This is a genomic window from Pelodictyon phaeoclathratiforme BU-1 (genome assembly GCF_000020645.1).
Taxonomy (GTDB): Bacteria; Bacteroidota; Chlorobiia; order Chlorobiales; family Chlorobiaceae; genus Chlorobium; species Chlorobium phaeoclathratiforme.
Genome location: NC_011060.1, coordinates 2,514,023 through 2,539,945, shown reverse-complemented (window position 1 = coordinate 2,539,945; position 25,923 = coordinate 2,514,023). Strand labels below are relative to the sequence as shown.

Annotated in this window: 24 protein-coding genes and 1 pseudogene; 16 read left to right on the top strand and 9 right to left on the bottom strand. The window is 47.4% G+C overall.

Translation table 11 applies throughout. The features are described 5' to 3' along the window. Nucleotides 1-11 precede the first annotated feature (11 nt). The 7 genes from cas10 to cas6 are packed head-to-tail and all read left to right on the top strand — an operon-like array spanning nucleotide 12 to nucleotide 8,253. Complete coding sequence (gene cas10, locus PPHA_RS12115; RefSeq protein WP_012509113.1) at nucleotides 12-2,297, top strand: type III-A CRISPR-associated protein Cas10/Csm1; 2,286 nt, start codon at nucleotides 12-14, stop codon at nucleotides 2,295-2,297. A gap of 13 nt (nucleotides 2,298-2,310) precedes the next feature. Then, a complete protein-coding gene (gene csm2 / locus PPHA_RS14750; protein WP_012509112.1) occupies nucleotides 2,311-2,730 on the top strand; it encodes a type III-A CRISPR-associated protein Csm2 in 420 nt (139 codons plus the stop codon). A gap of 15 nt (nucleotides 2,731-2,745) precedes the next feature. Then, the gene (gene csm3, locus PPHA_RS12105; RefSeq protein WP_012509111.1) at nucleotides 2,746-3,603 is read left to right on the top strand and encodes a type III-A CRISPR-associated RAMP protein Csm3; all 858 of its coding nucleotides are present in this window, start codon (nucleotides 2,746-2,748) and stop codon (nucleotides 3,601-3,603) included. After that, nucleotides 3,600-4,664, top strand: coding sequence for a type III-A CRISPR-associated RAMP protein Csm4 (gene csm4, locus PPHA_RS12100; protein ID WP_012509110.1), 1,065 nt, complete (start codon nucleotides 3,600-3,602; stop codon nucleotides 4,662-4,664). The genes csm3 and csm4 overlap by 4 nt, the downstream gene beginning before the upstream one ends. A 5-nt stretch (nucleotides 4,665-4,669) precedes the next feature. Further along, nucleotides 4,670-5,968, top strand: coding sequence for an RAMP superfamily CRISPR-associated protein (locus PPHA_RS12095; protein WP_012509109.1), 1,299 nt, complete (start codon nucleotides 4,670-4,672; stop codon nucleotides 5,966-5,968). After that, nucleotides 5,941-7,446: a hypothetical protein gene (locus tag PPHA_RS12090; RefSeq protein WP_012509108.1), complete on the top strand. Its 1,506-nt coding sequence runs from the start codon at nucleotides 5,941-5,943 to the stop codon at nucleotides 7,444-7,446. Before PPHA_RS12095 ends, PPHA_RS12090 begins: the two co-directional genes overlap by 28 nt. A 12-nt stretch (nucleotides 7,447-7,458) precedes the next feature. After that, the gene (gene cas6 / locus PPHA_RS12085) at nucleotides 7,459-8,253 is read left to right on the top strand and encodes a CRISPR-associated endoribonuclease Cas6 (protein WP_012509107.1); all 795 of its coding nucleotides are present in this window, start codon (nucleotides 7,459-7,461) and stop codon (nucleotides 8,251-8,253) included. 4 nt (nucleotides 8,254-8,257) lie between these two features. Here the strand turns inward: cas6 and PPHA_RS12080 are convergent, their stop codons facing one another. Further along, nucleotides 8,258-8,530, bottom strand: a complete 273-nt coding sequence (locus PPHA_RS12080) for a HigA family addiction module antitoxin (protein ID WP_223293916.1) — start codon at nucleotides 8,528-8,530, stop codon at nucleotides 8,258-8,260. 40 nt (nucleotides 8,531-8,570) lie between these two features. Further along, a pseudogene (locus tag PPHA_RS15270) lies at nucleotides 8,571-8,708 on the bottom strand (type II toxin-antitoxin system RelE/ParE family toxin); the annotation flags it as partial. 108 nt (nucleotides 8,709-8,816) lie between these two features. Between PPHA_RS15270 and PPHA_RS15265 the strand changes: the two are divergent. From PPHA_RS15265 to PPHA_RS12070, 3 genes are all read left to right on the top strand, one after another. Beyond that, nucleotides 8,817-8,933 carry a CRISPR-associated endoribonuclease Cas6 gene (locus PPHA_RS15265; protein ID WP_083765333.1) on the top strand — a complete coding sequence of 39 codons (117 nt, stop codon included), beginning with the start codon at nucleotides 8,817-8,819 and terminating at the stop codon, nucleotides 8,931-8,933. Nucleotides 8,934-8,959: 26 nt separating this feature from the next. Continuing rightward, complete coding sequence (locus tag PPHA_RS12075; protein WP_012509105.1) at nucleotides 8,960-9,838, top strand: SDR family oxidoreductase; 879 nt, start codon at nucleotides 8,960-8,962, stop codon at nucleotides 9,836-9,838. A 144-nt stretch (nucleotides 9,839-9,982) separates the two neighbouring features. After that, nucleotides 9,983-10,882 (top strand): Rpn family recombination-promoting nuclease/putative transposase, encoded by a 900-nt coding sequence (locus PPHA_RS12070; protein ID WP_012509104.1) that lies wholly within the window; start codon nucleotides 9,983-9,985, stop codon nucleotides 10,880-10,882. Nucleotides 10,883-10,909: 27 nt separating this feature from the next. On the opposite strand, the gene PPHA_RS15260 is transcribed toward PPHA_RS12070, so the two are convergent. The 3 genes from PPHA_RS15260 to mgtE all read right to left on the bottom strand — a co-directional run bounded on the left by PPHA_RS15260 (nucleotide 10,910) and on the right by mgtE (nucleotide 14,314). Continuing rightward, nucleotides 10,910-11,065, bottom strand: a complete 156-nt coding sequence (locus tag PPHA_RS15260; protein ID WP_190273998.1) for a hypothetical protein — start codon at nucleotides 11,063-11,065, stop codon at nucleotides 10,910-10,912. A gap of 177 nt (nucleotides 11,066-11,242) precedes the next feature. Further along, nucleotides 11,243-12,916 (bottom strand): electron transfer flavoprotein-ubiquinone oxidoreductase, encoded by a 1,674-nt coding sequence (locus tag PPHA_RS12065; protein WP_012509103.1) that lies wholly within the window; start codon nucleotides 12,914-12,916, stop codon nucleotides 11,243-11,245. A gap of 15 nt (nucleotides 12,917-12,931) precedes the next feature. After that, nucleotides 12,932-14,314: a magnesium transporter gene (gene mgtE, locus PPHA_RS12060; protein WP_012509102.1), complete on the bottom strand. Its 1,383-nt coding sequence runs from the start codon at nucleotides 14,312-14,314 to the stop codon at nucleotides 12,932-12,934. Between the two features lie 435 nt (nucleotides 14,315-14,749). Here mgtE and PPHA_RS12055 point away from each other — a divergent pair, with 435 nt between their 5' ends. From PPHA_RS12055 to PPHA_RS12040, 4 genes are all read left to right on the top strand, one after another. Further along, nucleotides 14,750-15,547 (top strand): ParA family protein, encoded by a 798-nt coding sequence (locus PPHA_RS12055; RefSeq protein WP_012509101.1) that lies wholly within the window; start codon nucleotides 14,750-14,752, stop codon nucleotides 15,545-15,547. A 24-nt stretch (nucleotides 15,548-15,571) separates the two neighbouring features. Next, nucleotides 15,572-16,459 carry a ParB/RepB/Spo0J family partition protein gene (locus PPHA_RS12050; protein ID WP_041526884.1) on the top strand — a complete coding sequence of 296 codons (888 nt, stop codon included), beginning with the start codon at nucleotides 15,572-15,574 and terminating at the stop codon, nucleotides 16,457-16,459. A 62-nt stretch (nucleotides 16,460-16,521) separates the two neighbouring features. After that, nucleotides 16,522-17,268 (top strand): 4-hydroxy-tetrahydrodipicolinate reductase, encoded by a 747-nt coding sequence (gene dapB / locus PPHA_RS12045; protein WP_012509099.1) that lies wholly within the window; start codon nucleotides 16,522-16,524, stop codon nucleotides 17,266-17,268. Nucleotides 17,269-17,274: 6 nt separating this feature from the next. Beyond that, a complete protein-coding gene (locus PPHA_RS12040) occupies nucleotides 17,275-17,820 on the top strand; it encodes a hypothetical protein (RefSeq protein ID WP_012509098.1) in 546 nt (181 codons plus the stop codon). On the opposite strand, the gene menE is transcribed toward PPHA_RS12040, so the two are convergent. The 4 genes from menE to menH are packed head-to-tail and all read right to left on the bottom strand — an operon-like array spanning nucleotide 17,788 to nucleotide 21,944. Beyond that, entirely contained in the window at nucleotides 17,788-19,230 is a 1,443-nt protein-coding gene (menE, locus tag PPHA_RS12035) for an o-succinylbenzoate--CoA ligase (protein ID WP_012509097.1), read from the bottom strand. The genes PPHA_RS12040 and menE overlap by 33 nt on opposite strands. Then, nucleotides 19,218-20,291 carry an o-succinylbenzoate synthase gene (gene menC / locus PPHA_RS12030; RefSeq protein ID WP_012509096.1) on the bottom strand — a complete coding sequence of 358 codons (1,074 nt, stop codon included), beginning with the start codon at nucleotides 20,289-20,291 and terminating at the stop codon, nucleotides 19,218-19,220. The genes menE and menC overlap by 13 nt, the downstream gene beginning before the upstream one ends. Beyond that, nucleotides 20,288-21,109: a 1,4-dihydroxy-2-naphthoyl-CoA synthase gene (gene menB / locus PPHA_RS12025; protein ID WP_012509095.1), complete on the bottom strand. Its 822-nt coding sequence runs from the start codon at nucleotides 21,107-21,109 to the stop codon at nucleotides 20,288-20,290. Before menB ends, menC begins: the two co-directional genes overlap by 4 nt. Nucleotide 21,110: 1 nt before the next feature. Next, a complete protein-coding gene (gene menH, locus PPHA_RS12020) occupies nucleotides 21,111-21,944 on the bottom strand; it encodes a 2-succinyl-6-hydroxy-2,4-cyclohexadiene-1-carboxylate synthase (RefSeq protein WP_012509094.1) in 834 nt (277 codons plus the stop codon). Nucleotides 21,945-22,525: 581 nt separating this feature from the next. On the opposite strand from menH, the gene PPHA_RS12015 reads away from it, so the two are divergent. Then, the gene (locus PPHA_RS12015) at nucleotides 22,526-23,182 is read left to right on the top strand and encodes a helix-turn-helix domain-containing protein (protein WP_012509093.1); all 657 of its coding nucleotides are present in this window, start codon (nucleotides 22,526-22,528) and stop codon (nucleotides 23,180-23,182) included. Continuing rightward, nucleotides 23,179-25,914, top strand: coding sequence for a KGGVGR-motif variant AAA ATPase (locus PPHA_RS12010; RefSeq protein ID WP_012509092.1), 2,736 nt, complete (start codon nucleotides 23,179-23,181; stop codon nucleotides 25,912-25,914). Before PPHA_RS12015 ends, PPHA_RS12010 begins: the two co-directional genes overlap by 4 nt. The last annotated feature ends 9 nt before the right edge of the window (nucleotides 25,915-25,923 follow it).

The following is a 25,923-nucleotide window of genomic DNA, read 5'->3' as shown; positions in this document are numbered from 1 at the left end:
AACCAACTCAGATGGTGCCAACTGGACACAATATTGTAGAACTTGGAATAAAGCTTCTCAAAGAAAAAAAGATTGCTATCAGTGCATTTGCAGAAGCATTTTCACTTGCAGGCGTTACAGCGACGGAGTTGAAACTCGCTCCGCTGAAATCCGTCTTTGGTGGGGATAGATATTTTGAGCCAAAAGAGCTTTCTGCTTTTGATATCAATTATCCCACACTTGATTCTATTGACTATTTCAATAATGTAACGTTAGATGTTATCGGAAATTGTCTTGCTTCACTTGAACGGTTCGGATCCTTTGTCGCAACCGATATCGACAATACTATCCCTGTCTATGATCTTTTTAAGACCGCAGCAGCTATTCAAAATTGCTTAAACAATGAACTAAAGGATAATCCATTTCTGCTTGTAAGTGCCGATTTTTCCGGCATTCAGGATACAGTATACACCATTTCCTCAAAAGGAGCACTCAAGACACTTCGAGCTCGTTCCTTCATGCTTGAGTTGCTCACAGAACACATAGTGTATGAGATTTTACATGCATGTGGTTCAGAGCGGTATGCTATTATCTACTCTGGTGGGGGCGGCTTTAGCCTGTTACTGCCGAACATAGCCGGAAATGTAAAAGCTATTGATGGCTATAGAGAGGTACTTAATAAATGGGCTTTACAGGAATTTTCAGGGAAGTTTTTTATTGCAATGGATGCATTGGTATTCAACGAAGAGAAGCTGAAAGACAAAGGGATTTTTAAAAAGTTAAGACAAGAACAATCTGATAATTTAGATAGGCAGAAATCTCGGAAATTTTTACGCCAACTTGATAAGCTTTTCAAACCTGAGATGCCAGAGCAAGTTAACTTGCAGACTGAGTGCCAGATTACCAGACGGGACGATTTGCCAAATAAAGAAATGCGTGATTTAGGAAGTGGCGAAAAAATGCCGGAGCATAATCCCGATATGACAAAAACCTGGGTTTCAGAAAGCTGTTACAGGCAATATCGTTTGGGTGACAAGCTAATTGGTACAAAGTATGTCTGTCGGAGAAAAATAGCAAAGGACGATAGAAGCGGGTTTGTTCAGCTTCCGACTATGAAATCGACACCAACGAAGCTCTCATTTTGTTATTATGTTGTCAGTTCGAAGTTGATTCACAATTCAGATGCAATTTGGTGCATCAATTCTTGGACAGAACGAGAGAGTTCGAGAACCTTACTGTACTCTAATTATGTCCGAAAGTATGGTGATCTTACTGCCTATACTAAAAAGTTAGGAAATGAATCGCATACAAATGTTGAAGAAAGACAAGCCAAGGATACTGATACAGCGACGTTTGAGGGTTTAGCTGCAAGTTCCTGCGGTGCAGATCTGATTGGTGCATTGCGAATGGATGTCGATAACATGGGTGACTTGTTTCGCAATATTGAAAGCTTTGCCGCGCTTTCAACAAAATCAAGAATGCTGAACCTCTTTTTTAAGGTGTACCTCAATCAAATATGCGCAGGACATTTAGGCAGCAGACTTTCTCCAACTGACATTGTCGGGAAAAATTACACGGAAAAGAATGCAGCCGAAGAAAATAAAGGACGCAATGTCTCAGTGATTTACGCAGGAGGTGACGATCTATTTATTCTCGGTGCATGGGATGAAACAACGGAACTTGCCTTCGATATTCAACGCTGCTTTGCCTTATTCACAGGTGGAATGTTTGATACAACTAAAAAGATCATTAGCGGAGGACAAGGAATATCCGGCGGTCTCACTCTGCACCAGCCAAAATTCCCACTTTACCAAATGGCAATAAAATCAGGTGAGGCAGAAAGTGTTGCAAAACATGCAAAAGTGCAAAAAAACTGCTTCACACCTTTTTTGCTTGCCTTAGATCATGTTGATAAGGGTTATGAATTTTATAACAACCAAACAGTTCGAATCATTGACTGGAACGATCCAACTTTTTTTGGATTACTTGAAAACTTAGTAGTATTAACGGAGAAGCATATAACCGGCAATCAGATTGATACCATCAAACTCGAAGCTGTTTCAAAAGGATTTATTTACAAGCTGTTTGAAGTAGCAAGAGTTTGGGTCGCTGAAGGGACTTTATACTTGCCTCGCTTGCGTTACATATTTTCACGTTTAGAAAAACAATATATAGATAACAAAGATACTCACAAGCAAGCAGGTATTCAAAGCTTGCGAAGTATTTTGTTTTCATCAATTAAGCATGAAAGAGAAAAATCTATTAAGCGTATGACATTGACGCTTAACTGGTTTGAACAACTTCAACGCAATAAGTAAAGAGGATAACAATATGAAAACAATTCAAGAAATTAAGGAAGCAACTTCAAAGTTTAATAGCTCCTTGTACGAAGGATTGACAATTGATGATGCCATTGAGTATGCAAATGTTATTGCAAGAGATCTGCAGAAGGTAAAAACACATCAGTTAAGACGGTTTTTTTCTGCAATAAAAAATATACAAAATAAAGTTGTTGATCTTAAGGATAACGATCTTTTCCCAGCAGGGGAATATGCGGAACTACAAATGCTGAGACCTCAACTTGCAAATGCTGTGGGGCGTTTACACGGATCAGAAAAGATCGCTATGCAAAATTTGTTAGACATTTTACGGCCTGTTATCAAGACTGTAAAAAAGAATAATGATTTTACTCGTTTTGTAAATTTTTTTGAATCAATTATTGCCTATCACAAGGCTTACGCAAAAGAATAAATTTGGAGGATAAATATGTCAAAAGGATTATTTGGGCACATCGTTTTAAAAGGAACCATTATTGCTAAAACCGGTATGCATATCGGAGCAAGTGCAGATACTGTCGAAATAGGTGGTATTGATACCCCTGTTATAAAACATCCTATAACCTTTGAACCCTACATTCCCGGGAGTTCTCTAAAAGGTAAGATGCGATCCCTGATGGAGAAAATTGAGGTAAGTAAAGGCGTTATAACATACAATCGTCTTGTTGTAAAGAATAATAATATATGGCAACATGTCTGTAGCGATAGCGAACATGAAATGTTGATTTCTAACCATAAAACACCGGGAGCAACTAACTGTGACGTATGTCGCCTCTTTGGTTCAACTGGAGAGAATGGAAATAAAAATCATCCTGCAAGAATCTTGGTTCGAGATGCTAAACTGTCAAATCCAAATGATTTAAAGCTAGATGCTTTACTTATCATGGAAGCAAAAATGGAAAATGTTTTAGATAGAGTTCATGCAGCAGCAACACCTCGAACAATTGAGCGTGTTCCAGTCGGAGCAAAGTTTAATTTTGAAATTGTTTATCGTGTTGAAGGTGAAGGATGCGTTACTGGAATAAAAAATAGTGATAAAACAAAAGTTCAGACGGATGTAAAAAATATTTTATTGCTGCTCAGAGCGGTTGAAAGAGAAGGTTTAGGAGGAAATACTTCACGAGGGTATGGTCAAGTTAGTTTTGAGCTAACTGATTTCTTTTACCAAAAAGTGAAAGAAAGTGGTTCAACAACCCAATTTCCCGAAGAAAATGGAGTTATTTTCAAAGGGTTGGAAAAAGTGATAGAACATGTTAACGATAAAGAATTCAAATTGCAAGAGCTATGAAATATCTTGTCGAACTGCAATTTGACCACGCTGTTCATTTTGGGTCATCCATTGCCGGTTTTGGTATTGAAGATGTAGATGAAACGTGTCACTCAGATACTCTCTTTAGTGGTATAATTAACCAGCTTGCTGCGATTGAACACTTAATATCTGATTTTAGCCTCAAAAATTTTCTTCAGGAATTTAATTCACCAACGCCGCCATTTCGAATTTCATCATTCGGAGTTGTAAAAGGTGTGGATTATTTTCTCCCAAAACCTTTAATAGAACCTGATTTTTTTGCTTGTGATTCAAGTGTAAATAAGTATAAAAAAGACTTTAAAAAACTTAAATGGGTTCATTTAGAGGATTTTCATAAATGGCAGAAAAAATCCCTTAGCAGTGATGATATCAAAGGTTATTTCGTTAGTTACGATAATGAACCTCCTCCAAAATCGCCGCCCTTTTCAAAAATACATACAAAAGTGCAACATATACAAGACCGTGAAACAGATGCTACCCAAATATACCATACTGGGCAATTGTTTTATGGTGAAAGAGTTTATCCGTTTTTTTTTGTAGACTTTAACTCGAAATCTCTCTCATGGGAATGGTTTGTTGAGGCGCTGAGGCTTATAGGAATCTCAGGCTTGGGCGGGCGACGTTCAACTGGTTATGGTAAATTCTGCTTACGATACGAACCAATACTGATTGGTGGGGATGAGTCTGCATGGCCTAAAAAAGTTTGTGAAAGTAATCAGCATACCAAAGCTATTACTTTATGGAGCAACGTGCTAAATCATCAAAGTGAAGGTCAATATTTATTTTCTTTGCTTGCACCTAAAGCGTTAAGTGAAAATGATTGTTTCGTATATAATTTAATAATTCGTAAAGGATGGTTTTTTTCTAATTCAAGTTTTTGCCAGATGAAGCGAAAAACAGTTTACATGTTTTCGGAAGGTTCAATATTTTACAGAAATGTTGAAGGTGGATTGATCAATATCTCACCTGATGAACTTCCCGAAAATCATCATGATATTTATCGATATGGACTTCCTTTTACAATACCATTTTCTATTTAATAGCTATGACCTATGAGGATAAGATCGAACGTCGTACAATTCGTCTTACGGCGGTTACTCCTGTTCATATCAAAGGAAAAGATATTGACTATGGACAAGGATTTGTTCGTCGTGACAATTACTCTGCATACGCAATCGATCATATGAGACTAGGTAAATACCTGCTTTCCAAAGGGAAATTCGAGGTATACTTAGAAGAAATAGATGGACTAATCAACCGTCGTAAATTTAAGGATTTTGATTTTCAGAAATTTTTGCAGACACACAATCTCTATAACATTAACAACCCAGAAACACACAGAGAACTGATTGACGCTGGAGTTTTTAAAGCTATTGTCGGATCTACTAATAATAAGCAGTTTGTTAGGGATGGTATGTTACGGGCTTTTATTCCAGGTTCCACTATAAAAGGCTTTATTCGAGTAGCCTGTATTTATGAACATTTTAAGAATAAAGTGTTTTTAAAGTGGGAAGAATTCGAAAATGAAATTCGAGATTATGATAAAAGCTTAATAGATAGTTTTCGTTTTATATCTGTGACTGATAGTAGAGAGTTGGATATCCAAAGTATTAAAGATGAAACTGTTTCTATTGTTTCCCGAAACATTCGCGAAGAAACAGTTCTGCCGAAGACTGAAGAAGGCGAAGGAAGGATAATTGAGTTCGGTAAAATAAAGTTGCAAATTGGCGACACCAGATTCTATGACATAGATGAATCCCTAACTAATAGATTTCGGTTAAAAACCGGTGTTGTTATATCGTCATATAAACTCGATAGTAAAGGAAAAAAAGTTATTGATTTGACCATTAAAGATGAAAATATTTCCAGAGGTCAGTCGGATTTAGTAAAGATTGTTGCTTTGAATTTTAAGAGCGATGAAGATCTTGAGTGCTTCAACGGAGAAACGGAATTTGACATTATCTTAAACAAGAACCCAGCGAATACCCCATTTAAAAGTATAGAAAACCTAATTCATGTGCTTGATTCATTTTCCAAAAATATATGGGATTTGGAAACAAAATATTTGTCACAAATAACAGAAAATGCTAATAACATAGAAAAAATAAAAAAGTTTTACGACGGAAAACGAATAGCAAATGCTCGTATTGGATTTGGAACAGGGCTTATTAGTAAAACTCCAGATGGAATTTTAGAAGAGACTGTCTTAACTGAACTAGTTAATGCTCTTTTTCAACCAATGAAACCCATGCCTCATACACGCCCAAAAAGTCGTAAAGTGATCTCTTCAAGCAGTGAAGCAGTACTGCCGCTTGGATGGATAAAGCTGGACATAAAACCATGAAAAGAAAAGATATTCAAGACGTAGTTTATGCCTCGCAGGCATTTACAAGTTATAAAAGTGCAAGTGATCAAAAAAAGGAAGAGTATTACTTTTCTCATAATTTGAAGTGCGAATGTAACGGTGAGAAAATCGATCCTGACAGCCTCTTTTCTTATTCTGTAAGTGCATTAAAAATAAAGCAAGCATTGGATAGTTTGTGTGACCTAAAATACGACTTGCATATTCTACTTGTTGGGACGGTACTCCAGCCACTTATGCTTTCTATTTCTGCTATGAATGCAGATAATATTATACTCCTTTACGCTTCAGACGGCACTGGACAAAAAAAAGATGTTCTAGCGGAATATATATTTGCATATACTTCAAAAAAAGTTGAGTGTGAAGCTGTTAATAGTTCAGAGCCACATACTGTTTTTACAGCTATAAAAGGGATTTATGATGCTGAGGAGTGGAAAGGAAAGAAGATATGTATTGATATTACAGGTGGGAAAAAATCGATGGTTGGAGGCGGGTTTTTAGCATCGTCAATACTTGGAATTGATACGTTCTATATTGACTTTGAGAAATATGAAAATGGCAAACCTGTTCTTTGCACTGAGTTCCTCAATAAACTTGACAATCCCTATGATATTTTTAGTATACAGCTATTAAATCAAGCAAAAGAACTTTTTAGATATCATAATTACCAAGCGGCATATTGTATTTATTTGAACATTGAGAATAAGCTATCTCCTTGTGGATTAGATAAACCAGAAAAGCTAGATCTTGATTTAGAAAGATCAAGAGTTAAGAGAATGAAGCATGTTTCAGAGTGTTATATGTATTGGGATCGCTATGCTTATAATGCTGCGATTAGTTGCTCTGAATTCATTCCGGAATATCAGAAATCGCATTTGAAAAATTTACAAGAATTCGACGAAATACCGAATAAAAAAAGCAGATATGCATCTGTTTTCTTTTATGATTATATATTGGATAGGTATTTGTCGGCTGTAAGAAGAGGGGCTTATGTTGTTAATAACGATCCAAGTGGTTATCATGATGCAGTTTTGCGTTATTACCAATGTGTTGAAATGTTGTTGGATGCATATATTACAAAACATCAAAAGTATGCCTTTTACGACCCTGATGTGGATAAATATCCGTCAAAAGATATAAGGAGATTGTGTTTTAGTGGATATTTAGAAAAAAAAATCGATCAAAAAATGGTACGGTATGAACTATCCAAAAAAATAGAATTACCTTTGTTAAATGATAAAATTGCGAATTTAAATCTATGGAGAGACGGTTTTGTTCATGATAAACCAGGTGTCCAGAATTCGAACATAATGAAAGCTCAAGCTTTAGTTAAACAATTGATTGAAATAATTTTTGAAAAGAATGAATCTTTCAAAAATGACTTGATTCAATATGCTTTTTGTACATCATTTAATGATGACGGTTCTCTTAGAAAAGATCATACAGGTTTTGTTGATTAATAATATTTAGAAATGCGCATAACCCTCGAACTCTCCCACCGCAAGCGTACGGTCACGCTTCCAATAAACAACAGCCATCTCATCTCCTCCCTGATCTACAACATCGTCGATAAAAGCTCAAGCGAGTATGCCGAACGGTTGCATGATCAGGGATACCGGCTTCAGAACAGGGCGTTCAAGCTCTTTACCTTTTCGCCGCTCTATCCGGGCAATCGGCACAAGTGGGTGATGCATGAGAACGGGACGATGAGTACCGCTGACGCGTTGCTGCATGTTACGATCTCTTCTCCGAAGGAGGAGTTTGTCGAGCATCTGGTGATTGGTTTGTTGCAGGAGCCCTATGTCTGGGTCGGCAATGAACGGTTTCGGGTAGAGACGGTGCGAAAGCTTGATCAGCCGGAGTTGAGTGATGATATGGAGTTTGTGATGCTTTCACCTCTGGTTTGCACCACAAAGGGGGAGGCTGATCACTATCCGCAGTATTTGTATCCCGGTGATCCGGAGTTTGAACGGGTGCTGCTTGAAAATCTTTGCCGGAAGTATCAGGTGCTGCATGGGCGGTCGTTTGTGTGCGAGAGCGGGCAGTTTGGTTTTGCTATTGATGAGGCTTATGTGGAGCGGATGCAGGGGAAGGTTCAGAAGCTGATTACGCTGAAGGAGGGGCGTTCTGATGAGACGAAGATCAAGGGGACGCTTGCACCGTTCAGGCTGAGGGCTCCACGGGAGCTGATGGAGGTTGGGTATGCGTGCGGTTTTGGCGAAAAGAACTCGATGGGTTTTGGAATGGTGAAGGTTGATGAAGCTTGAGTGGTTACGCGCTTACTTTCAGCATTGGCTGCACATGGCGCTTTGGTTTGTGCAGAGACAAGTCGTGAGTTGCTTGAAGGTTAAGCCAGAACTCGGGTGATGTGTTGAACGCCCCGGCAAGAAGCCAAGCAGTATTTGGTGACACCCCTCTCTTACCACAGACGATCTCGTTGATTCGTTGCACCGGGATGCCGATATGCGCCGAGAGCGCTTTCTGGGAGAGACCCAGAGGCTCGATAAACTCTTTCAGTAATATAATTCCGGGATGTGTTGCCACTCTGTTTGAGGGTATCATGTTATTTTTTTGCAGAAACTGGTTAGTGGTAATCAATGATCTGAACTTCATGTGCTCCGGAATCCTGCCATCTGAAGACAATTCGCCACTGATCATTGATTCGAATGCTGTGGAAACCTGCAAAATCACCCTTCAATGCTTCCAGTCGATTCCCTGGAGGAGTTTCAAAAAGTTAATGGATTCCCGTTATTCATGCAAGCGGATATCAGGAAGAACCTGAGATAGTAGAAAGAATCCTGAAATCAGGCTGAGGGCTCCCCGTGAGCTGATGGAGGTTGGGTATGCGTGCGGTTTTGGCGAAAAGAACTCGATGGGTTTTGGAATGGTAAAGCCGTATTTTAGGCTTCATGGAGAAGAGGAGGAGCTGATGGAGTCGGTTCAATAATATTTTTCAATTTTTTTGCCATTACCATGAAGAGAGTACTTGTGGCCGGTTCGACCGGTTATCTTGGTCGTTATGCAGTGCAGGAGTTCAAAAATCGTGGCTATTGGGTGCGTGCCCTGGTGCGTAACCCTGACAAGGTCGCCCAACCCGGCCCTTATTTCGCGCCGGCTATCAAGGATCTGGTTGACGAGGTTATCGTGGGTGATGCCACGAAACCGGAAACCATTGCTGCGGCATGTGATGGTATCGATGTTGTTTTTTCGTCGCTTGGGATGATCAAGCCTGATTTTGTCCATACTATCTTTGAGGTGGATTATCAGGCGAACATGAATCTTCTGGATGTGGCGCTGAAGGCGAAGGTGAAGAAGTTTGTCTATGTCTCGGTTTTTGATGCGCATCGGATGATGAATATTCCGAATGTGCAGGCTCATGAGAAGTTTGTCAGGGAGTTGAAGGCTGCGAATATTGAGTCGGCCATTATTCGTCCGACTGGCTACTATTCGGAGATCGGGCAGTTTGTTGCGCGGGCACGCAAAGGGTTCATGCTGATGGTGGGGGATGGTTACCAGCGTTCGAATCCCATTCACGGCGCTGACCTTGCAAAGGTGTGCGTTGATGCGGTCGATGGAACGGCAAAAGAGGTTTCCGTGGGCGGGCCTGAAGTGTTCACCTATCTCGAAATGGTTGATCTCGCTATGGAAATTGCCCAGACCAAACCTATTGTTTTTCCGCTTCCACTCTGGGCGGCTGACGGGCTGGTTGCGGCTGTTGGTCTCTTCAATCGCGATGTGCATGATGTGGCGCTCTTTGCAACGACACTCAGCCGGGTGGACTTTATCGCTCCGCTCTATGGCACGCATCGGTTGCGTGATTTCTTCATGCAGTGTGGGGTGATGGGAAGCTGAGCTGAAAGGGGAATTGCAGAATATAGAGGCAAACAACGCAATCAATTTGTGCTGTCACGGTGACTGATAAGTCGTTTGCACAAACAAAATATTTCTGATATACTACGCTTTTTCTATAGGCAAACGAATAATGGAATGGAACCCATGAGCGCCCGATTACCCCGAAAATTGATCACCTTTGACTGGGCAATGAAGCGGTTGTTGCGCAGCAAAGCCAACTTTGAGATACTTGAAGGTTTTTTAAGCGAGCTGTTGGGCGAAGATATTTTCATCCTTGAAATTCTGGAGAGTGAAAGCAATAAGGAGAGTAGACGCGACAAATACAACCGTGTTGATCTCAAGGTAAAAAACTGCAAGGGCGAGCTTATCATTATCGAAGTGCAGTTTGAACGGGAACTTGATTATCTGCAACGGATGCTTTACGGCACATCGCGAGTTATCACCGAGCATCAGAAAGAGAGCCAGGCCTATGCAACCCTGGTGAAGGTTATCTCGGTCAACATCCTTTACTTTGATTTTGGCCACGGCAGTGATTACATCTATCATGGTACCACAACCTTCACAGGAATCCATGACCATGACAAACTGGAACTTGATATCCGGCAACAGAAGCAGTACGGCAAGATTCAGATAAACAATATTTACCCGGAATACTACCTGATAAGGATCAACAACTTTAACCGTATTGCAACAACATCGCTTGACGAATGGATCTATTTTCTCAAGAACGAAGATATTAAGGATGAGTTCAAGGCAAAAGGGATCCAGAAAGCAAAAAAGTCTTTTTCCCTCCTGAGTTTGACCGAAAAAGAGCAGTTGGCTTATGCTCGTTACCAGGATGACCTGCGGTATGAGGCCAGTCTGGTAGAGTCAAACTATGGACTTGGTCGTATGGAAGGGAAGGAAGAAGGTATTGAGATAGGAATTGAACAGGGGATTGAGAAAGGGAAACTTGAAGTTGCCAACCGATTGGTGGAGAAGGGAATGAGCGCTGAAGAAGCCGCAGCGGTTGCCGGGATACCAGTAGAGTTGCTACGCAATTGAAGAATAAATATTATCTCTCAGTTCACTTTATACTCCGGTACGCGTGTCGTCAAGCCGTGAGCCATAGAGCCAGACGAGCGCACCCTCTCCCGCCACGGCGCAGCAGGTGGTGTTGATTTGTTCTGTTGTCAGGCGCATGATGCTTTGTTCTCGTATGGTGACGGCGGTGTTTCGTTGGTGCACGCCACGGCGTACCCTTATGGGCTGTTCTCAATAAAGATAAAAGATTTTTTGCATTCAGTACCAAAGCCGCTGCAAAGAGTATCTCTCTCGATGACTGTTGTTGAAGAGATGAATCGCTATCTGTTTTGATCGTAAGTACACGTAGTCAACAACGTCCCCAAAGATTCTAAAGATTGGTTAGCTCAGCTTGTAGCCGGGGCCGCCGCCGCCTTCGGGTGTTGTCCAGGTGATGATGGCGTAGGGGTCGGCTACTTCGCAGGTTTTGCAGTGGAGGCAGTTGGAGGGGTTGAGCCTGAGCGCCGGGAGGGGTTCGGTGGTGATTTCGTAGACGGCTGCGGGGCAGAAGTGCTGGCAGGGGTTGCCGAACTCTACAAGGCACTTTTTGAGGCAGATTTCTGCGATATCTTCGGGTTTGATATGGAGGTGGCAGGGCTGGTTCTCTTCGTGCATGACACCGGAGTGGTAGAGGCTCCTCTCTTTGCTGAATGTCCGGATGCCGTCTGCCCTGAATTCCGGGATTGCGGAATTGGCGTTCTCTCTTTTTTTCATGCCGGGGACCGGAATGGGTTCGAGGCCTGGCAGGCTTGTCTGGTTTTTTTTCAGATTGAGGCCGGGAAAGCTGAGCTGGAGGCCTGCCTGAAGGAGTCCGGGGTAGAGCCCTTTGTCGAAGGCTGTCCGGTAGTTCCGGGCGGCGTGCAGCTCTTCGTATGCCCATGAGCTTTTGAACCGCTCCTCATAATGGTTGAGTCGTTCGGTGGAGAAATCGTTGTGCAGCAGCGCTTCGAAGAGGGTTTCGGCGGCAAGGAGACCGGATTTCATGGCGAGGTGTATTCCTTTGTGGCGCTGCATGTTCACCATTCCGGCCGATTCGCCGGTGATGAGAAAGCCGGGGCCGCTGAGCGGTGGCATGGCATCGAGGCCGCCGGAGCTGATGGTTCTTGCACCCGCCTCAACCATGGTTCCAAATTTGAGGATGTTGGCCATCAGCGGATGGAGTTTGAAGCGCTGCAGGTTGAGGTGGGGGTCGCATATCGGCGATTCAGGCCCCACCGAGGAGATGCATCCGACGGAGACGAGTGTTGGAGAGAAGGCGTAGAGCCAGCCGCCACCGTAGACGTCCGACTCAAAAGGGAAGCCGAAGGTGTGGTGTACCTCTCCTGCTATGACCCGCCCTTCGGGTATTTGCCAGGTCTCTTTTACTCCGGTTTCGTAGCGCTGCGGAAGGCTGCCGGTCGGAAAGTGTGCAGAGAGCTGGCGGAAGAGTGAGCCGTCGGAGCCTTCGCCGATAACGGTGACCTTGCTTTTGAGCAGCAGACCGGGTTCATAGCCGGGCTTCTGATTGCTTTTTTTATCGAGTCCCTTGTCGTCGGTAATGATGCCGGCAAGCCTGCCGTTTTCGATAAAGGGGGCTGAAGCTGCGGTGTTGTCGAAGAGTTGGATTTCCTCCTCTTCGGCTTTTTCCGCCATCCATGCGCCGAGGCGGCTGAGCGAGACGAGCAGGGCTCCTTTGTTGCTGAACCGTTCGGGAACAAAGGGGACGGGGAATTTTCTCTTGCTTTGCAGCAGCCAGAGGCTCTCCTTTGAGACGGTGGCTTCAATCGGGCAGCCCTGCTCCCGGTAGTCTGGCATAAATTCTTCGAGGGCTTTCGGGTCAAGCAGGGCGCCGGAGAGCAGGTGAGCGCCTGGGTAGCGTCCCTTGTCGATGAGCGCTATGGTGGCTTCGAGAGGGTTTGCCGATTGGCGGTTGTGCTGCCTGATCAGCCGCTGGAGCTGGATGGCTGATGCAAGGTTTGCCGGACCGGCGCCGACGAAAACGATGTCAAATTCGATGGATTCTCGTTCTTGTTGCATAGGGCAAACTGGTTTTCAAAGAAGTATTCCGCCCAACAGAAGCGATGCGACGCTGAAGTAGATGACGATTCCGGTTACATCGACAAGCGTTGCCACAAAAGGCGCCGAGGAGACTGCCGGGTCAAGGCCGAGCCGTTTGAGCAGCAGGGGGAGCATTGAGCCGGTGAGTGTTCCGAACATGACAATGCCGACCAGTGAAATGCCTATGGTAAAGCCGATGTAGAGCCACTTGGTGTCGAGATGCCCTAAAACCGAGGCCCAGATGATCACCCTGAAGACTCCGATTGTGCCAAGAATACAGCCAAGCGCCAGCCCTGATACCAGTTCGCGGCGCATCACCTTCCACCAGTCACGGATGGTTATTTCACCAAGTGAGAGGGAGCGGATGATGAGCGATGCTGCCTGGGAGCCGGAGTTGCCTCCGCTTGACATGATGAGTGGTATGAAGGTGGCCAGAACAATGGCTTTTGCCATCTCGTCCTCGAAAAATGCCATGGCCGAAGCGGTCAACATCTCGCCGACAAAAAGAATGACCAGCCAGACGGCCCGTTTTTTGATCAACTGGGGTATTGGCAGGTCGATGTAGGGCTCTTCGAGGGCTTCGATACCGCCGAATTTCTGTATGTCTTCGGTCTCCTCCTCTTCTGCAACGTCAAGCATGTCGTCAACCGTCACGACTCCGATCAGGTAGCCGTTGGAATCGACCACCGGCAGCGCAACGCTGTCGTATCGCTTGAAGGCTTCGAGGGCGTCTGCCTGGTCTTGTGATGCCGTGAGGGTGATGAGTTTGTCTTCGGCGATAATTTCACTCACTGTTTTTTCGGGCGCGGAGAGCAGGAGCGTTCTTGCGAGGAGTTCGCCCTTGAGCTTGCCAATGTCATCGACGACGTAGATGACGTTCAGGGTTTCGCTATCATGTCCAAAGGTGCGGATATAGTCGAGCACCTGGTTGATATCCCAATCTTTTTTGACGCTGAGGTAGTCGGGAGACATGAGGCGCCCGACGCTTCCTTCGGCATAGGCCAGCAGGGTTTTGGCTATTTTGAACTCTTTGAAGGAGAGGAGTTTCAGCAACTCTTGTACAACCGTTCCTGGCAGCTCTTCAAGCAGCGCTGTTCGGTCATCGGCCGACATGCTGTTGAGGATATGGGTGACATGTTTTTTGGTGAGCGCAGTCAGAAGGTTCTGCTGGGAGTCGAAGTCAAGGTATTCAAAGGTTTCTGTTGCCAGTCCTTTCGGGAGCAGCCGGAAAAGAACCGCTTGCTCGTTTTCAGGGAGATCGGAGATGAGTTCGGCGAGGTCAACCGGCAGCCAGTCGTTGAAAATTCTCTGCAGTGCGCTGAAGTTTCGCTGTTCGATCAGCTCCCTGATTTCTGGCAAAAGTGGAGTTCCGATCATAAGCGGAGCGGGTTTAGTGTGAGTTATGGCAGCTTCCTGACACAGAGGGACTCAGACTCAAAAAGAGTTATTTTTTTAAACTTTCCAATATGCAGCTCTCGTTTTTTAACAGTTGCGTAACCTTTCCTTGAGAAATATGGGGGTTGTTGCGTATGAATTTTCGCCAGGGAAGCTCCCTGCTTCTTGAAATGCCCACTCTTGTTGAAGTGCCAATCATCTCCGGAGAGGGCGGTAGAGCATTTTCGAGAAAGAATTCGTGACCGAAACGCTCATGTATGGGGCAGCAGTTCAGCCAGTTCAAGGGTCGATTTTTCATAGAATTGTTTTTCGAGCCGCTCCATGAAGCAAGATTATAATTTGTAATGGTTCACGTAAGTATTATAATGTAGAAATGATAATTAAACTTCAACTGCTGTAAATTTCCCTGGTTAGTACATGGGCAGAGTTATTGCGATTGCAAACCAGAAGGGTGGGGTTGGAAAGACAACCACTTCCGTCAATATAGCGGCTTCGATTGCTATCTCCGAGTTCAGGACGTTGCTTATTGATATCGATCCGCAGGCCAATGCTACCTCTGGTTTCGGGCTTGAAATTGGTGATGAGATTGACAACACCTTCTACCAGGTGATGGTAAAGGGTGGCAACATACAGGATGCCATCAAGTCTTCCAGTCTGGAGTATCTTGATGTGCTTCCTTCCAATGTCAACCTGGTCGGGATGGAGGTTGAGCTGGTGAACATGAGGGAGCGCGAGTATGTGATGCAGAAGGCGCTCAAGGGTGTTCGCGATCTTTACGATTATATTATTATCGACTGTCCTCCCTCTCTGGGGTTGATCACGCTGAACTCGCTTACGGCGGCTGATTCTGTGCTTATTCCTGTTCAGGCTGAATATTATGCTCTTGAGGGTCTGGGCAAGCTGCTCAATACCATCAGTATCGTTCGCAAGCATCTCAATCCGAAACTGGAGATTGAAGGGGTGCTGGTGACCATGTATGACGCCCGGCTTCGTCTGGCATCCCAAGTGGCCGAGGAGGTGAAGAAGTTTTTCAAGGAGAAGGTTTACAAGACCTATATCCGGCGGAATGTAAGGCTTTCGGAGGCGCCGAGCCACGGCAAGCCTGCTCTGCTGTATGATGCCCAGTGCATAGGATCGAAAGACTATCTCGATCTCGCTCAGGAGATTTTTGAGAGGGATGGCAATATTGACAAATTTAAAGTTCGTCAGCCGTAGCTGACCGGTAAGCTGATGGGTGATATGCCAAAAAAAGTATTGGGACGTGGTCTGAAAGCCCTTTTTCATGAAGAGGAGTTTGTTTCTGTTTCGAAAGATGAGGCCGAGGAGCCAGCCGAGGTTGGTTCTATTGGCAGTCTTCCTGTAGATAAAATAACGGTCAACCCTTTTCAGCCCCGCAAGGAGTTTGACGAAACGGCTCTTGAGGAGCTGAAAAATTCCATCATTGAAAATGGTGTTATCCAGCCGGTTACGGTTTGCCGGGATGGTGATGGCTATCAGCTTATCAGTGGAGAGCGGCGGCTCAGGGCGGTCACACTGGCAGGGTTCAGGTTTATTCCGGCCTATGTTATTGATGCTCATGATGATTCGACCAAGCTTGAACTTGCGCTTATCGAGAATATTCAGCGAGAGGATCTCAATGCCATTGAGGTAGCGCTTGCCCTGAAAAGCCTGACGACGAAGTGTAACCTGACCCAGGAGGAGATTGCGCAGAAGGTGGGTAAAAACCGCTCGACGGTCACAAATTTTCTTCGCCTCCTCAAGCTTCCGCTCCAGATTCAGGATAGTATCAGAAGTCGTGAAATCTCATCAGGACATGCACGGGCATTGATCAACCTTCCCGGAGAACAGGAGCAGTTGGATGCCTGGAAAAAGATTATCACTCAGCAGCTCTCCGTTCGCCAGACAGAGGAGCTGGTGAACCGCATGTCGAGGGAGCAGTCAAAAACTCCCCAATCGCCCTCTTCGGAGCGCTCTTCACGTCTTGCCGAAGTTGAGTCTCATCTGAGGGAGAAACTGGTCAGCAAGGTTCGTATTGTTGAGAAAAAGGGAGGCAAGGGAGAGATTCATATTCCGTATTGTTCAAATGATGATCTCGACAGACTTCTTGAACTGATGCGCCGCGATTGAATCTTCCCCTCTGAAACATCTGCATTGAAAAAAAGTCCAATCATAAGCAAGAAACAATAGTCATGAGGTTTACCCTTGTAGGAAACGGAAGAATGGGACAGCAGGTCGCTTTGGTGATTGCCCAGTCGGGCTGTCATGAAACTGCGGCTGTTCTTGATATCAATACCGCCATTACCCCTGACCTTTTTCAGGGAAGTGACGCCATTATCGATTTTACGGTCAGGGAGGCTTTTTTTGCCAATCTGCCAGCCATGCTTGAGTCGGGTGTGCCGATTGTTGTGGGTACCACCGGATGGGATGATCTCCGCGATGAGATAGAGGTGAAAGTTTCTGATGCAGGCGCTTCACTGCTCTATTCGGCAAACTTTTCGCTTGGTGTCAACATCTTTTTGCGCACCGTGCGTGAAGCAGCACGGCTCATCGCCCCCTTCGGGCAGTTTGATATTGCCTTTGCTGAACAGCATCATACCGCCAAGGCTGATTTTCCGAGTGGTACGGCTTTGCGGGCGGCTGACATGATTCTTTCAGCCAACAGCCGGAAAAAGAGTGTTGTGCGGCAGCTCTCGGATGATAAAAAGCTTGCGCCGGATGAGCTGCAGGTTGCCTCTCTGCGGCTTGGTTCTGTTTTTGGCAAGCACTCCGCCTTCATTGATTCGGATGCTGATGAAATTGTGATCTCTCATACGGCTAAAAGTCGCTCCGGGTTTGCTGCCGGTGCGGTTGAAGCTGCCATCTGGCTTGCCCGGCGCCATACAACTGCACCGGGATTTTATACGATGGATGATTTTTTAAATGAAACGTTTTCCTGAGGTGATATGGCTGTTGAAAATGTGAATCGTACGCTTTTGCCGTTGGACGGAAAACTCTACACCGTTCTGCTTGGCGCCGCCATCATTATTCTGACGACGACGGTGCCCTATCTGACGATGGTGAATGTCTTTCTTTTTGCCGGTATTTTTCTTGCCGGTACGATTGCGCTGCATCAGACTATTCTGCGTTTTCAGGTACGGTTGAGTTATCGTGAGGCTTTTTTTCTGGGATGTGGCGCCGGTCTGGCGGGAGGCGTTCTCTCCGAGGCTGTTACCTTTATGCTGATGGAATTTTTCAATTACCGGCCAGGAACCGAGAGCCTTGCCCTTGTTGTTGACTGGGTGACTGAAATGGCGAAGGGTAAACCTGAACTTCAGGAGCAGGTGAAGGCGCTGGTTATGGCTGAGAAGCTTGCCCTTGCTCCGGTTTCATTGAGTTTTACGGATATCCTGATGAACATGCTCTTCTCCGGCGCTTTTTATGCTCCCCTTGCCGGTCTTGGGGGAGCATATGCGGTCTTAAGACTCAAAAGGAGCGCCAGACGGGGGTGAGGCCAATTTTCTGTACCACCCCCTGTCGATTTTCTGTGAGCCTGGCAGGGTGACCCACTGCTCTGCAGGAAAATAGCGGATGGGGGTTTTCAGTTTTCCAATCAGCGAGTGCATGGCCTCGGTTATGCTCTGCTCATCGGTTTTTTTCCCTGCAATCGTCTTGATGAACGCCACTGGCCGCTGGCCATACTCCTTGTCCGGAATGGGGACAACAAGAGCCTCCCGGATTCCTTCAATCATCATCAGCGCTTTTTCGATCTCTTCGGGGTGGATGTTCTCCCCTCCGGAGATGAACATGTTGTCCTTTCGGCCAAGTACAGTGACCTCACCCTTTTCGGATAACGTGCCGATATCGGCGGTATGGAACCACCCCTCATCATCGGTTTGAGGCTGAATGATGCCATTGCGCAAGTATCCCTGAAACAGGCAGGGCCCTTTGACCAGCAGCTCACCATCCTGTGCAACACGCAGCTCCCGGTAAGGCAGTATTTTGCAACTGTTCTGCTCGATTGTGGAGAGTGAGGCAGGGCTGGTTGCAATTTGTGAGCCCATCTCCGTAGAGCCGTAGCTGATAGAGAGATGAATTTTCTGGCGGAGAGCCTCTTCGATCAGCGATTTTGGCACAGCGCTGCCGCCGAGCAGAACGGCTTTCAGTTTGCGAAGGAGGGTCGTGCTTTTCTGGTCGGCAAGCAGGCGGTAAAGCTGTGTTGGCACAAGAGAGAGGTGCGTGAGGAGCGGGAAGTTCAGCAGGGATTGGTCGAGAGCTTCACCAGGCGCAGCAATGGCAAGGCTTCCGCCGAAGATGAGCGAGCGGAAGAGGAGTGAGTAACCTCCGATGTGGCAGAGCGGCAAGGAAAGCAGCCAGCAATCTCCTGGCCCGAAGGGGAGATTTTCATGGGAACCGAGAGCGTTGTACCAGTGGTTTGCAAAACTGTGTACGACCGCTTTTGCCTCTCCCGAGCTTGCAGAAGTGTGGATAATGGTGACAGGCCGATCCATCCCGTCGGGCGCTTCAACAGCTTCCGGCGTTGTGCTCTCTGCGGCTTCATCAAGGAGTGAGGTAACCGTTACGCTGCTTGCGACGTCGGTGAGGCTCTTTTGCGAAGAGGTTACCAGCAGACGGGGACGGAGTTTTTCAACCGTTTTTCTGAGCCGCTCTTCCGGAAAGCGCTCGTTCAGTGGGGCGGCGATCATCCCCGCTTTCAGCACTCCTGCCAGCAGCAGGGTCATCTCCGGGCTGTTTGGCGCGGCAATTGCAACGATATCTCCCCGACGAGCTCCTCTTGAGAAGAGGCTCTCTGCAATCTGCCGGGCCCGCCTGTTGTACTCAATGAAAGAGATGGTTTTGCCAGCCATGATCACTGCCGGCGAGTTGCCGAAACGCTCTGCCGCCCGGCTTATAATGTCCATAGTGAAACTCGCTTGAGGCTTCTCTCCCGGACGTTCGCCCCCTCCCGGTAGAGTTTTCGGGGATCAAGCAGGGCATTTTCAGCGCCAAAAGGGGCTTCAAGCAGGTCATGCTCAAGGTAACGGAAGGTGTCGAGGCCACATGCTGCCGGTTTTACGGCAGTTGATGCCGCAAGCAAGGTGTAAAAGCTCAGACTGATGCCGCTTTCGAAGGCTGAGCTGAAAACAGCAAGCAGATTATGTTTTCGGGCGTAGCGGGCAAGTTGTCGCGTGGCACTGATGCCGCCCAGGCGGTTTGGCTTCAGTATCAGCGCGGCAAGTGATGCCTCCGGAATTTGAAAAAGCAGATCCGGCTTTTGCCAGAGGGTTTCATCGAGCGCGGTCTGAATGGCTGTTTTAGCGAAGAACTCGCCGATAAGTTCAGCCTCTTTCAGCGGCTCTTCGATATAGGCAATGCTGTTTCGCGGGAGATGTCGTGCAAACTCGAGCGCTTCATCGAGGGTGAGTGTCTGATTGGCATCAAGTCGCAACGTGATACGCTCTCCGTAGGCGCGGTGCAGGGCATTGATGCTTCTGATGGCGTTTGCCGTATCACCCGCTGTAACCTTGAGCTTGAAGGTTCGGTATCCAAGGGCGAAGTACTTTTCTGCCCGCTGCATGATCAGCTCCGTATCGCCGAAGAGCAGGGCATTGAGTGGAACCTGCGCGGCGACATGACCATTCAGCGACAACAGGGGAGGCACTCCTGATGTGAGGGCCTCAAGGTTGATCATGACCATCTCCAGCCCTGTCCGTACGGAAGGGAAGAGCTCTTCAGGCAAAATGCCTGGTGCAGCAAAATCGTGTCTTGAAAGAACCCCGACCAGTTGTGCTTCGGCTGATTGCAGCGTTTCACGGTGCAGGCCAGGAAGCGGCGCAATCTCCCCCCAGGCGGTGTGGCCCCCTTCTTCGCTTTTCAGTGCAACCGCAATTCCTTCCCGTTGCACAAGCCTATGCCCCTTTACGGTGATTGGTTCCGTAAAAGGGATGGCATAGCGGTAGATGACGAGATGTGATGCTTTCAAGGTCTCTTTGGAAATTTGCTGAAATCAGGTTTCCGTTTTTCGACAAAGGCATTTCTGCCCTCCTGTCCCTCTTCACTCATGTAGTAGAGCATCGTGGCATTTCCTGCAAGTTCCTGCAAACCGGACTGGCCGTCACAATCGGCATTGAGGGCAGATTTGAGGCAGCGTATGGCGAGCGGAGAGTTGGCAAGAATTTCGCGACACCACTGTACGGTCTCTTCTTCGAGCCGCTCAAGCGGTACAACCGTGTTCACCAGCCCCATCGCAACGGCCTCAGAGGCATTGTACTGGCGGCAGAGGAACCATATTTCGCGAGCCTTCTTCTGGCCCACAAGCCGGGCCATATAGCTTGCTCCCCATCCTCCGTCAAACGAACCGACTTTCGGGCCGGTCTGGCCGAAAATGGCGTTGTCGGCGGCAATGGTAAGGTCGCAGAGCATGTGCAGCACATGACCGCCACCGATAGCATAGCCCGCAACCATGGCGATGACCGGTTTCGGGCAGGTGCGGATATCGCGCTGGAAATCGAGAACATTCAGGCGATTGACCCCTTTGGCATCAGCATAGCCCGCCTGACCACGTATTTTCTGGTCGCCCCCCGAGCAGAACGCCTTCTCTCCCTGGCCGGTCAGAATGACTACACCAATCGAATTGTCGTTTCGTGCGTCCGACAGGGCGGCAATCATCTCGTCAACTGTCTGCGGACGAAATGCGTTGCGCACTTCCGGACGGTTGATGGTGATTTTGGCTATGCCTTCCGATTTATGGTAAAGGATATCGGTAAAATCGCCGGATGGTATCCAGTTAACAGCGCTCATATCAGGATAGTTGATGCTTGTTGAAAAATCTTGTCAGGCAGTCAAGAAACAGCTCCCGGTTTTCGATGTGCAGGGTGTGTCCGCAGCCGGGAAAGATCTCAAGTTCGGACTCAGGGCACAAATTAACCATTTGGCGGTTAATCTCAACGAATTTAAGGTCTTTTTCACCCACAAAAAATTGTATTGGCACCCTGTTATTTTGCAGTTCCTCCCAAACGGAGGGCTGGCATCCCGTGCCGAGCAGCCTGAGCGCCGAGGCGAGGTTTCCGGGATTATTGATTATCCTTTCGCTCTCGATCTCCTGGAATATCGGGTGATTTTTGAGTGTGGAGAAGAGCGGCTGCTCATACCACTCCTTGATAAACCCCTCAAAGTTCCGCTCGATTTTCCGCGCAATGCCTTCATCGCTCTCCCTGCGGCTCCGGCGCTCCGCTTCAGTTCTGAGGCCGGGCGAAGCCGAGACAATAATGACTTTTTCAAAGAGTTCCGGGTAGCGCAGCGCCAGAGAAAGAGCAATTCTGCCACCCATCGAATAACCGACAAGAAAGCAGGGTTCGGGAGTTGCCGAGCGGCTCAGCTCCTCCGCCAGAAGGTCAACCGTTTCGGTAAAAAAGAGGTCGGGGTCACCATTTGCCTCTATTTCGCTCTCCCCGTGTCCGGGCAGATCAACCAGAATGCAGCAGTACTCCTTGTCAAGCTGCTGGGCAAATGGAACCCAGTCGCCGCCCGAGCCCAGAAAGCCGTGCAGAAAGAGAATGCGGGGAAGGGAAGAATCCCTTACGCTTTCCGCGTCAAGTGGGGTCTCACTCTTGGGGGTGGTGGTTGTTATGCTCATAATGTTGTTGACAGATTGCTGTACCTGTTTACGGTGGTCATTAGGAAGGATTTTGGATTAATATATGAACCCTGTCGACGTGCAAAAAGCTCTTTGCAGGTGAAAAAGAAAATTGCCTGCAGAGAAAAAACTTCGTAACCTGCAATTGATAATCTGACTTCGCAACCACAACTCAGCAGTGGTTTATGTTTTGTGTTGCTGTGTGACATCTCCGAAAAATTGCATCAATATCTTCAGGTTTTTTCAGGGAGCTTCAATAACAGGTGAACCCCATGCATGGAAAAGGTAGCTGAATTCATAAATGCTGAAAGTTACAGGCAGGCTCTTGCCCGCTTGTGCCGACTCGCGGTTGGCTGAAATACCATCGTGCGGTTCCACTCAGCAATCCTCAAGGTATTCCTGTCGACGTTACAGGAATGCCAAAAGGATATTTGGATTGGGCTGCAAAAATTTCCATAGCAAAGAAAGAGTCGGATTTGAGGTTGATTGTTTTCAATTAGCATAAAAACGGGATTTTTTCTTTTCTAAATAATGTTAAATTATTCTATGCGGAAAGGTTTAGAATCATTTAGGAAGTCGTCATGAACATACTCTCTCTACACGCAAGCGATCCGCTTCTTTTTGTCGATCGTGCGATGCCTTCCGACCTCCTTGAGGCCATCAAAAAGCTTGAAAAATGGGATGAAAAAGCGTTGGATATGGCAAATCTGCTGATCTCGGTCTGGTCAGCAGATGCAATTGCACGACCCAACGATCGCGAAGGTATATCTGAACTTCAACGTCTTATCCATAGCGCTCTTGACGGTCTGAATTCATCGGCATCGCTTCCTGAAGAGTACAGGTTTCGATGGCTGGAAGCGAGCGATATGCTTGAATCGAGACGCCTTAACCTCGCTTACGCTGATCCTGAAGTGCTGCTCAGGCGCCGCCATGTTCCCGAAATTCTGCAATCGCTTCTCGAAACAGGAAATCGTGAACTCCCTCAACTGGACCTTATAAAAAAACTGGGAGTCAGTGCGGGTCGGGTCACACAGCTTATTGGGAATCTCGAATCTTGCGGGCTTGTAACCAAACGGAAACAGGGTCGTGATATTCTTTTGCAACTCACTGATATCGGGCGGAAGCATGCAGCAAGCGCACCAAAGATGGCAGCACCTGTGACAGGTTTTCGCGGGTTACTCTCAACAGACGCTACGATTCAGTCGCACGTGAAAATTGGAAAACTGATTGCCGCATGACTCCATTCACCGTCACCTTCTACAGTTACAAGGGCGGCGTCGGGCGCAGCCTGCTTGCCGCCAATATTGGTGTTCTTTGCGCTCGGCGTGGCAAAACGTTGTTGTGGGATCTCGATATCGAAGCGCCAGGACTGCACAACATTCCAGGGCTGACGCCATCAAAACCTGTCAAAGAGGGTTTTTTTGAATGGATGATTGCATGGCAGGAATCCGGAAAAGCATCGAACAAAGCTGATTTCGGCAAACTTCTGAAACTCGCTTGCCAGACGCCGGAACAGGATCGTCTCTTCATCTTGCCTGCCTATGGCGATAACAAGGACTTTGCCGGGCTTTTTCAGAGCATCCGCTGGGATGATTTTCTGGTTCGTGACCTCGACATCGGCCTCGCACTCTTTCGCGGTATCCTTGATGCTTTCGGCAAGGCTGGATTTGAAACAGTGTTACTTGACTCTCGAACCGGTATCACCGACATCGGTGGTCTGCTTGCCGCCCTGCTGCCACATGCCACCGTTCTTGTTGGCAACTACGGCAGGCAGAATACCAGGGGCCTCGCCCATGTCTGGCAAGCCCTTCATTCGGCAAGCGAGGGGCGTATTGCTGCACGGGGTACGCTGCCGCGCCTTACCCGCTTGCTGGTTGCATCGCCGATTCCGGATATTTCAGATTTGCGTGCCCAAGGCCAAGAGATTTGGAAAGAGTCCTTTGGTCTGACACTCTCTGAGCTGGACACCATCCCTTTTGATTCCCGTCTGCTTTTCACCGAAGAACTTTACGCAGCAACACGCCCGGAAACTCCGGTAGCCAAAGCCTATAACGATCTGGAACGCCGAATTGACAAGGTACGCCAACAGGTTATCGCCGAGAGCGAGTCGGCCCGCCGCAGCGACGATGCCCGTCCCGATCTGGTCGTCCGCCGTAACAAAGATCGTCATGAGCAAGGCAAGAGCTTTGAAGAGCGTGTTGCTCACCTTTTGCGTCTGCTTGGTTATAGCGTTGAACGGGAACAGTTGATCGACAGCAACCGGGTTGATCTTGTCGCTCGCAAGCGTGCCGATTTCGGGCGTGAAGAACTCTACCTTGTGGAATGCAAAGATCATCAAAGCGTCATCCCGAAAGAGACCGTACAGATCTTCAAAACCTGGCTCGATGGCCCGACTGCCAGCCAGATGCAGGCTCGTGGCATGGTGGTTGCCGCACGCGACTTCAGCCCGGCGGCCCGTAGTTTTGCGCGAGAACAGGGCATTCAGGCGCTTACTTTTGATGAACTGGAACGCAGCCTCTTCGATTTTTCACCTTACCTTGCCCGCATCCGTCAGCGCTACGAAGCAAGCGCTCTTGCCAGTAACTATGTCGATCAATATCTGATTCTTGAAAAGCAGCCCGACGAAAAAACGGTATTGATGTTACCTCACGCTCTTGAATGGGTTTCGGGAGCGGGAAGTCGATTGTGGCTTGTGCTCGGCGATTACGGTACCGGTAAAAGCACATTGGTTGAGCGGTTTGCCTACGAACTTGCCCGCAACTGCGAAAATAATTCCGAAAGTCCGATTCCGGTCGAAATCAACCTGCGCCAGTTTCCAAATGCAATTTCGCTCGAAAGCCTTATCCGTGAACATCTCGAAGCCGAACTGCGCACCGTGCTCAATCCGGAGATTGTGCTGCACCTGCTCGAAGCGGGCCGGGTAGTGCTCCTGCTCGACAGTTTCGATGAAATGGGCGTTGCCCAGGCTGGGCGCAGTGTCGAAGAGCAGTTCCGCCAACTGGTGCGTCCGACAGCAAGTTCCGGTCGTAACCCACGTGCCAACCGGGTGCTCATCACCTCTCGCAGCCACTTCTTCCGCGACAACAGCAGCGCCAGGCAAGCCGTGCAGGGTGGCGACAAGCTCTTCGAAGCGGATTCAGCTCTGGGTAAAGCTGCACGAGCTTTCGACGCTACGCTCGATATGTTGCCCGTTTTCACAAAGGAGCAGATTGCAGAGTACCTCCAAAAGCGCCTCGGCATTGTTGAGGGTGATCAGGCACGGCGGTTTATCGAAGAGAGATATGGCCTCCAGGATATCGCTTCAACACCCCAGTTGCTCGACATGATTGTCGCCTCTCTTCCCGATTTGATAAAACAGGGCGAAAAAGTAACCACCGGGTCACTCTACCTGACCTACACCACCCGCTGGCTGAACACCATTCGGCTGAGCCAGGGGGAGGTAAACGTCGAGCATATGCGTGACCTGCTTGAGCGCATGGCCTGTGAGCTTTGGAGCAGGCCACGCAACCAGATCCACTACACCGACCTCGCCGTGCTGCTGCATCATGAAGGGGGACTTGCCCGCAGCCTCGATAGTGAGCGGGTTGACCTTGAACTGCGTACCGCCTCGTTCCTTGTGCGCAGCGCGGATGGTTATTATCGTTTTTCGCATCGCAGTTTCCTTGAATTCTTCTTTGCCCGTGCACTCTTTCGCGCTCTTCAGGAGGGTCATTTTGCAGAAGTTCTGACCTATGGCCGCATCAATCCAGAAGCCACCGCATTTCTGCTTGACTTGACTGAGTCAGCGCAACAGAGCTCCGATAAACTGACCGAAGCTATTCGTACCATTCTTGCAGACACATCGGAGTTCATTGTCCGAGGGCTTGCATCGCGTGAGCGTGCCCGCAGCACCGGAGAGTATAGTGATGCTCAGGCGGTTGTTGAGCATCTTCAGAAGATGCTTCTCGCAGAAAAAAAGAAGAGGTCGTGAAATTCGCCA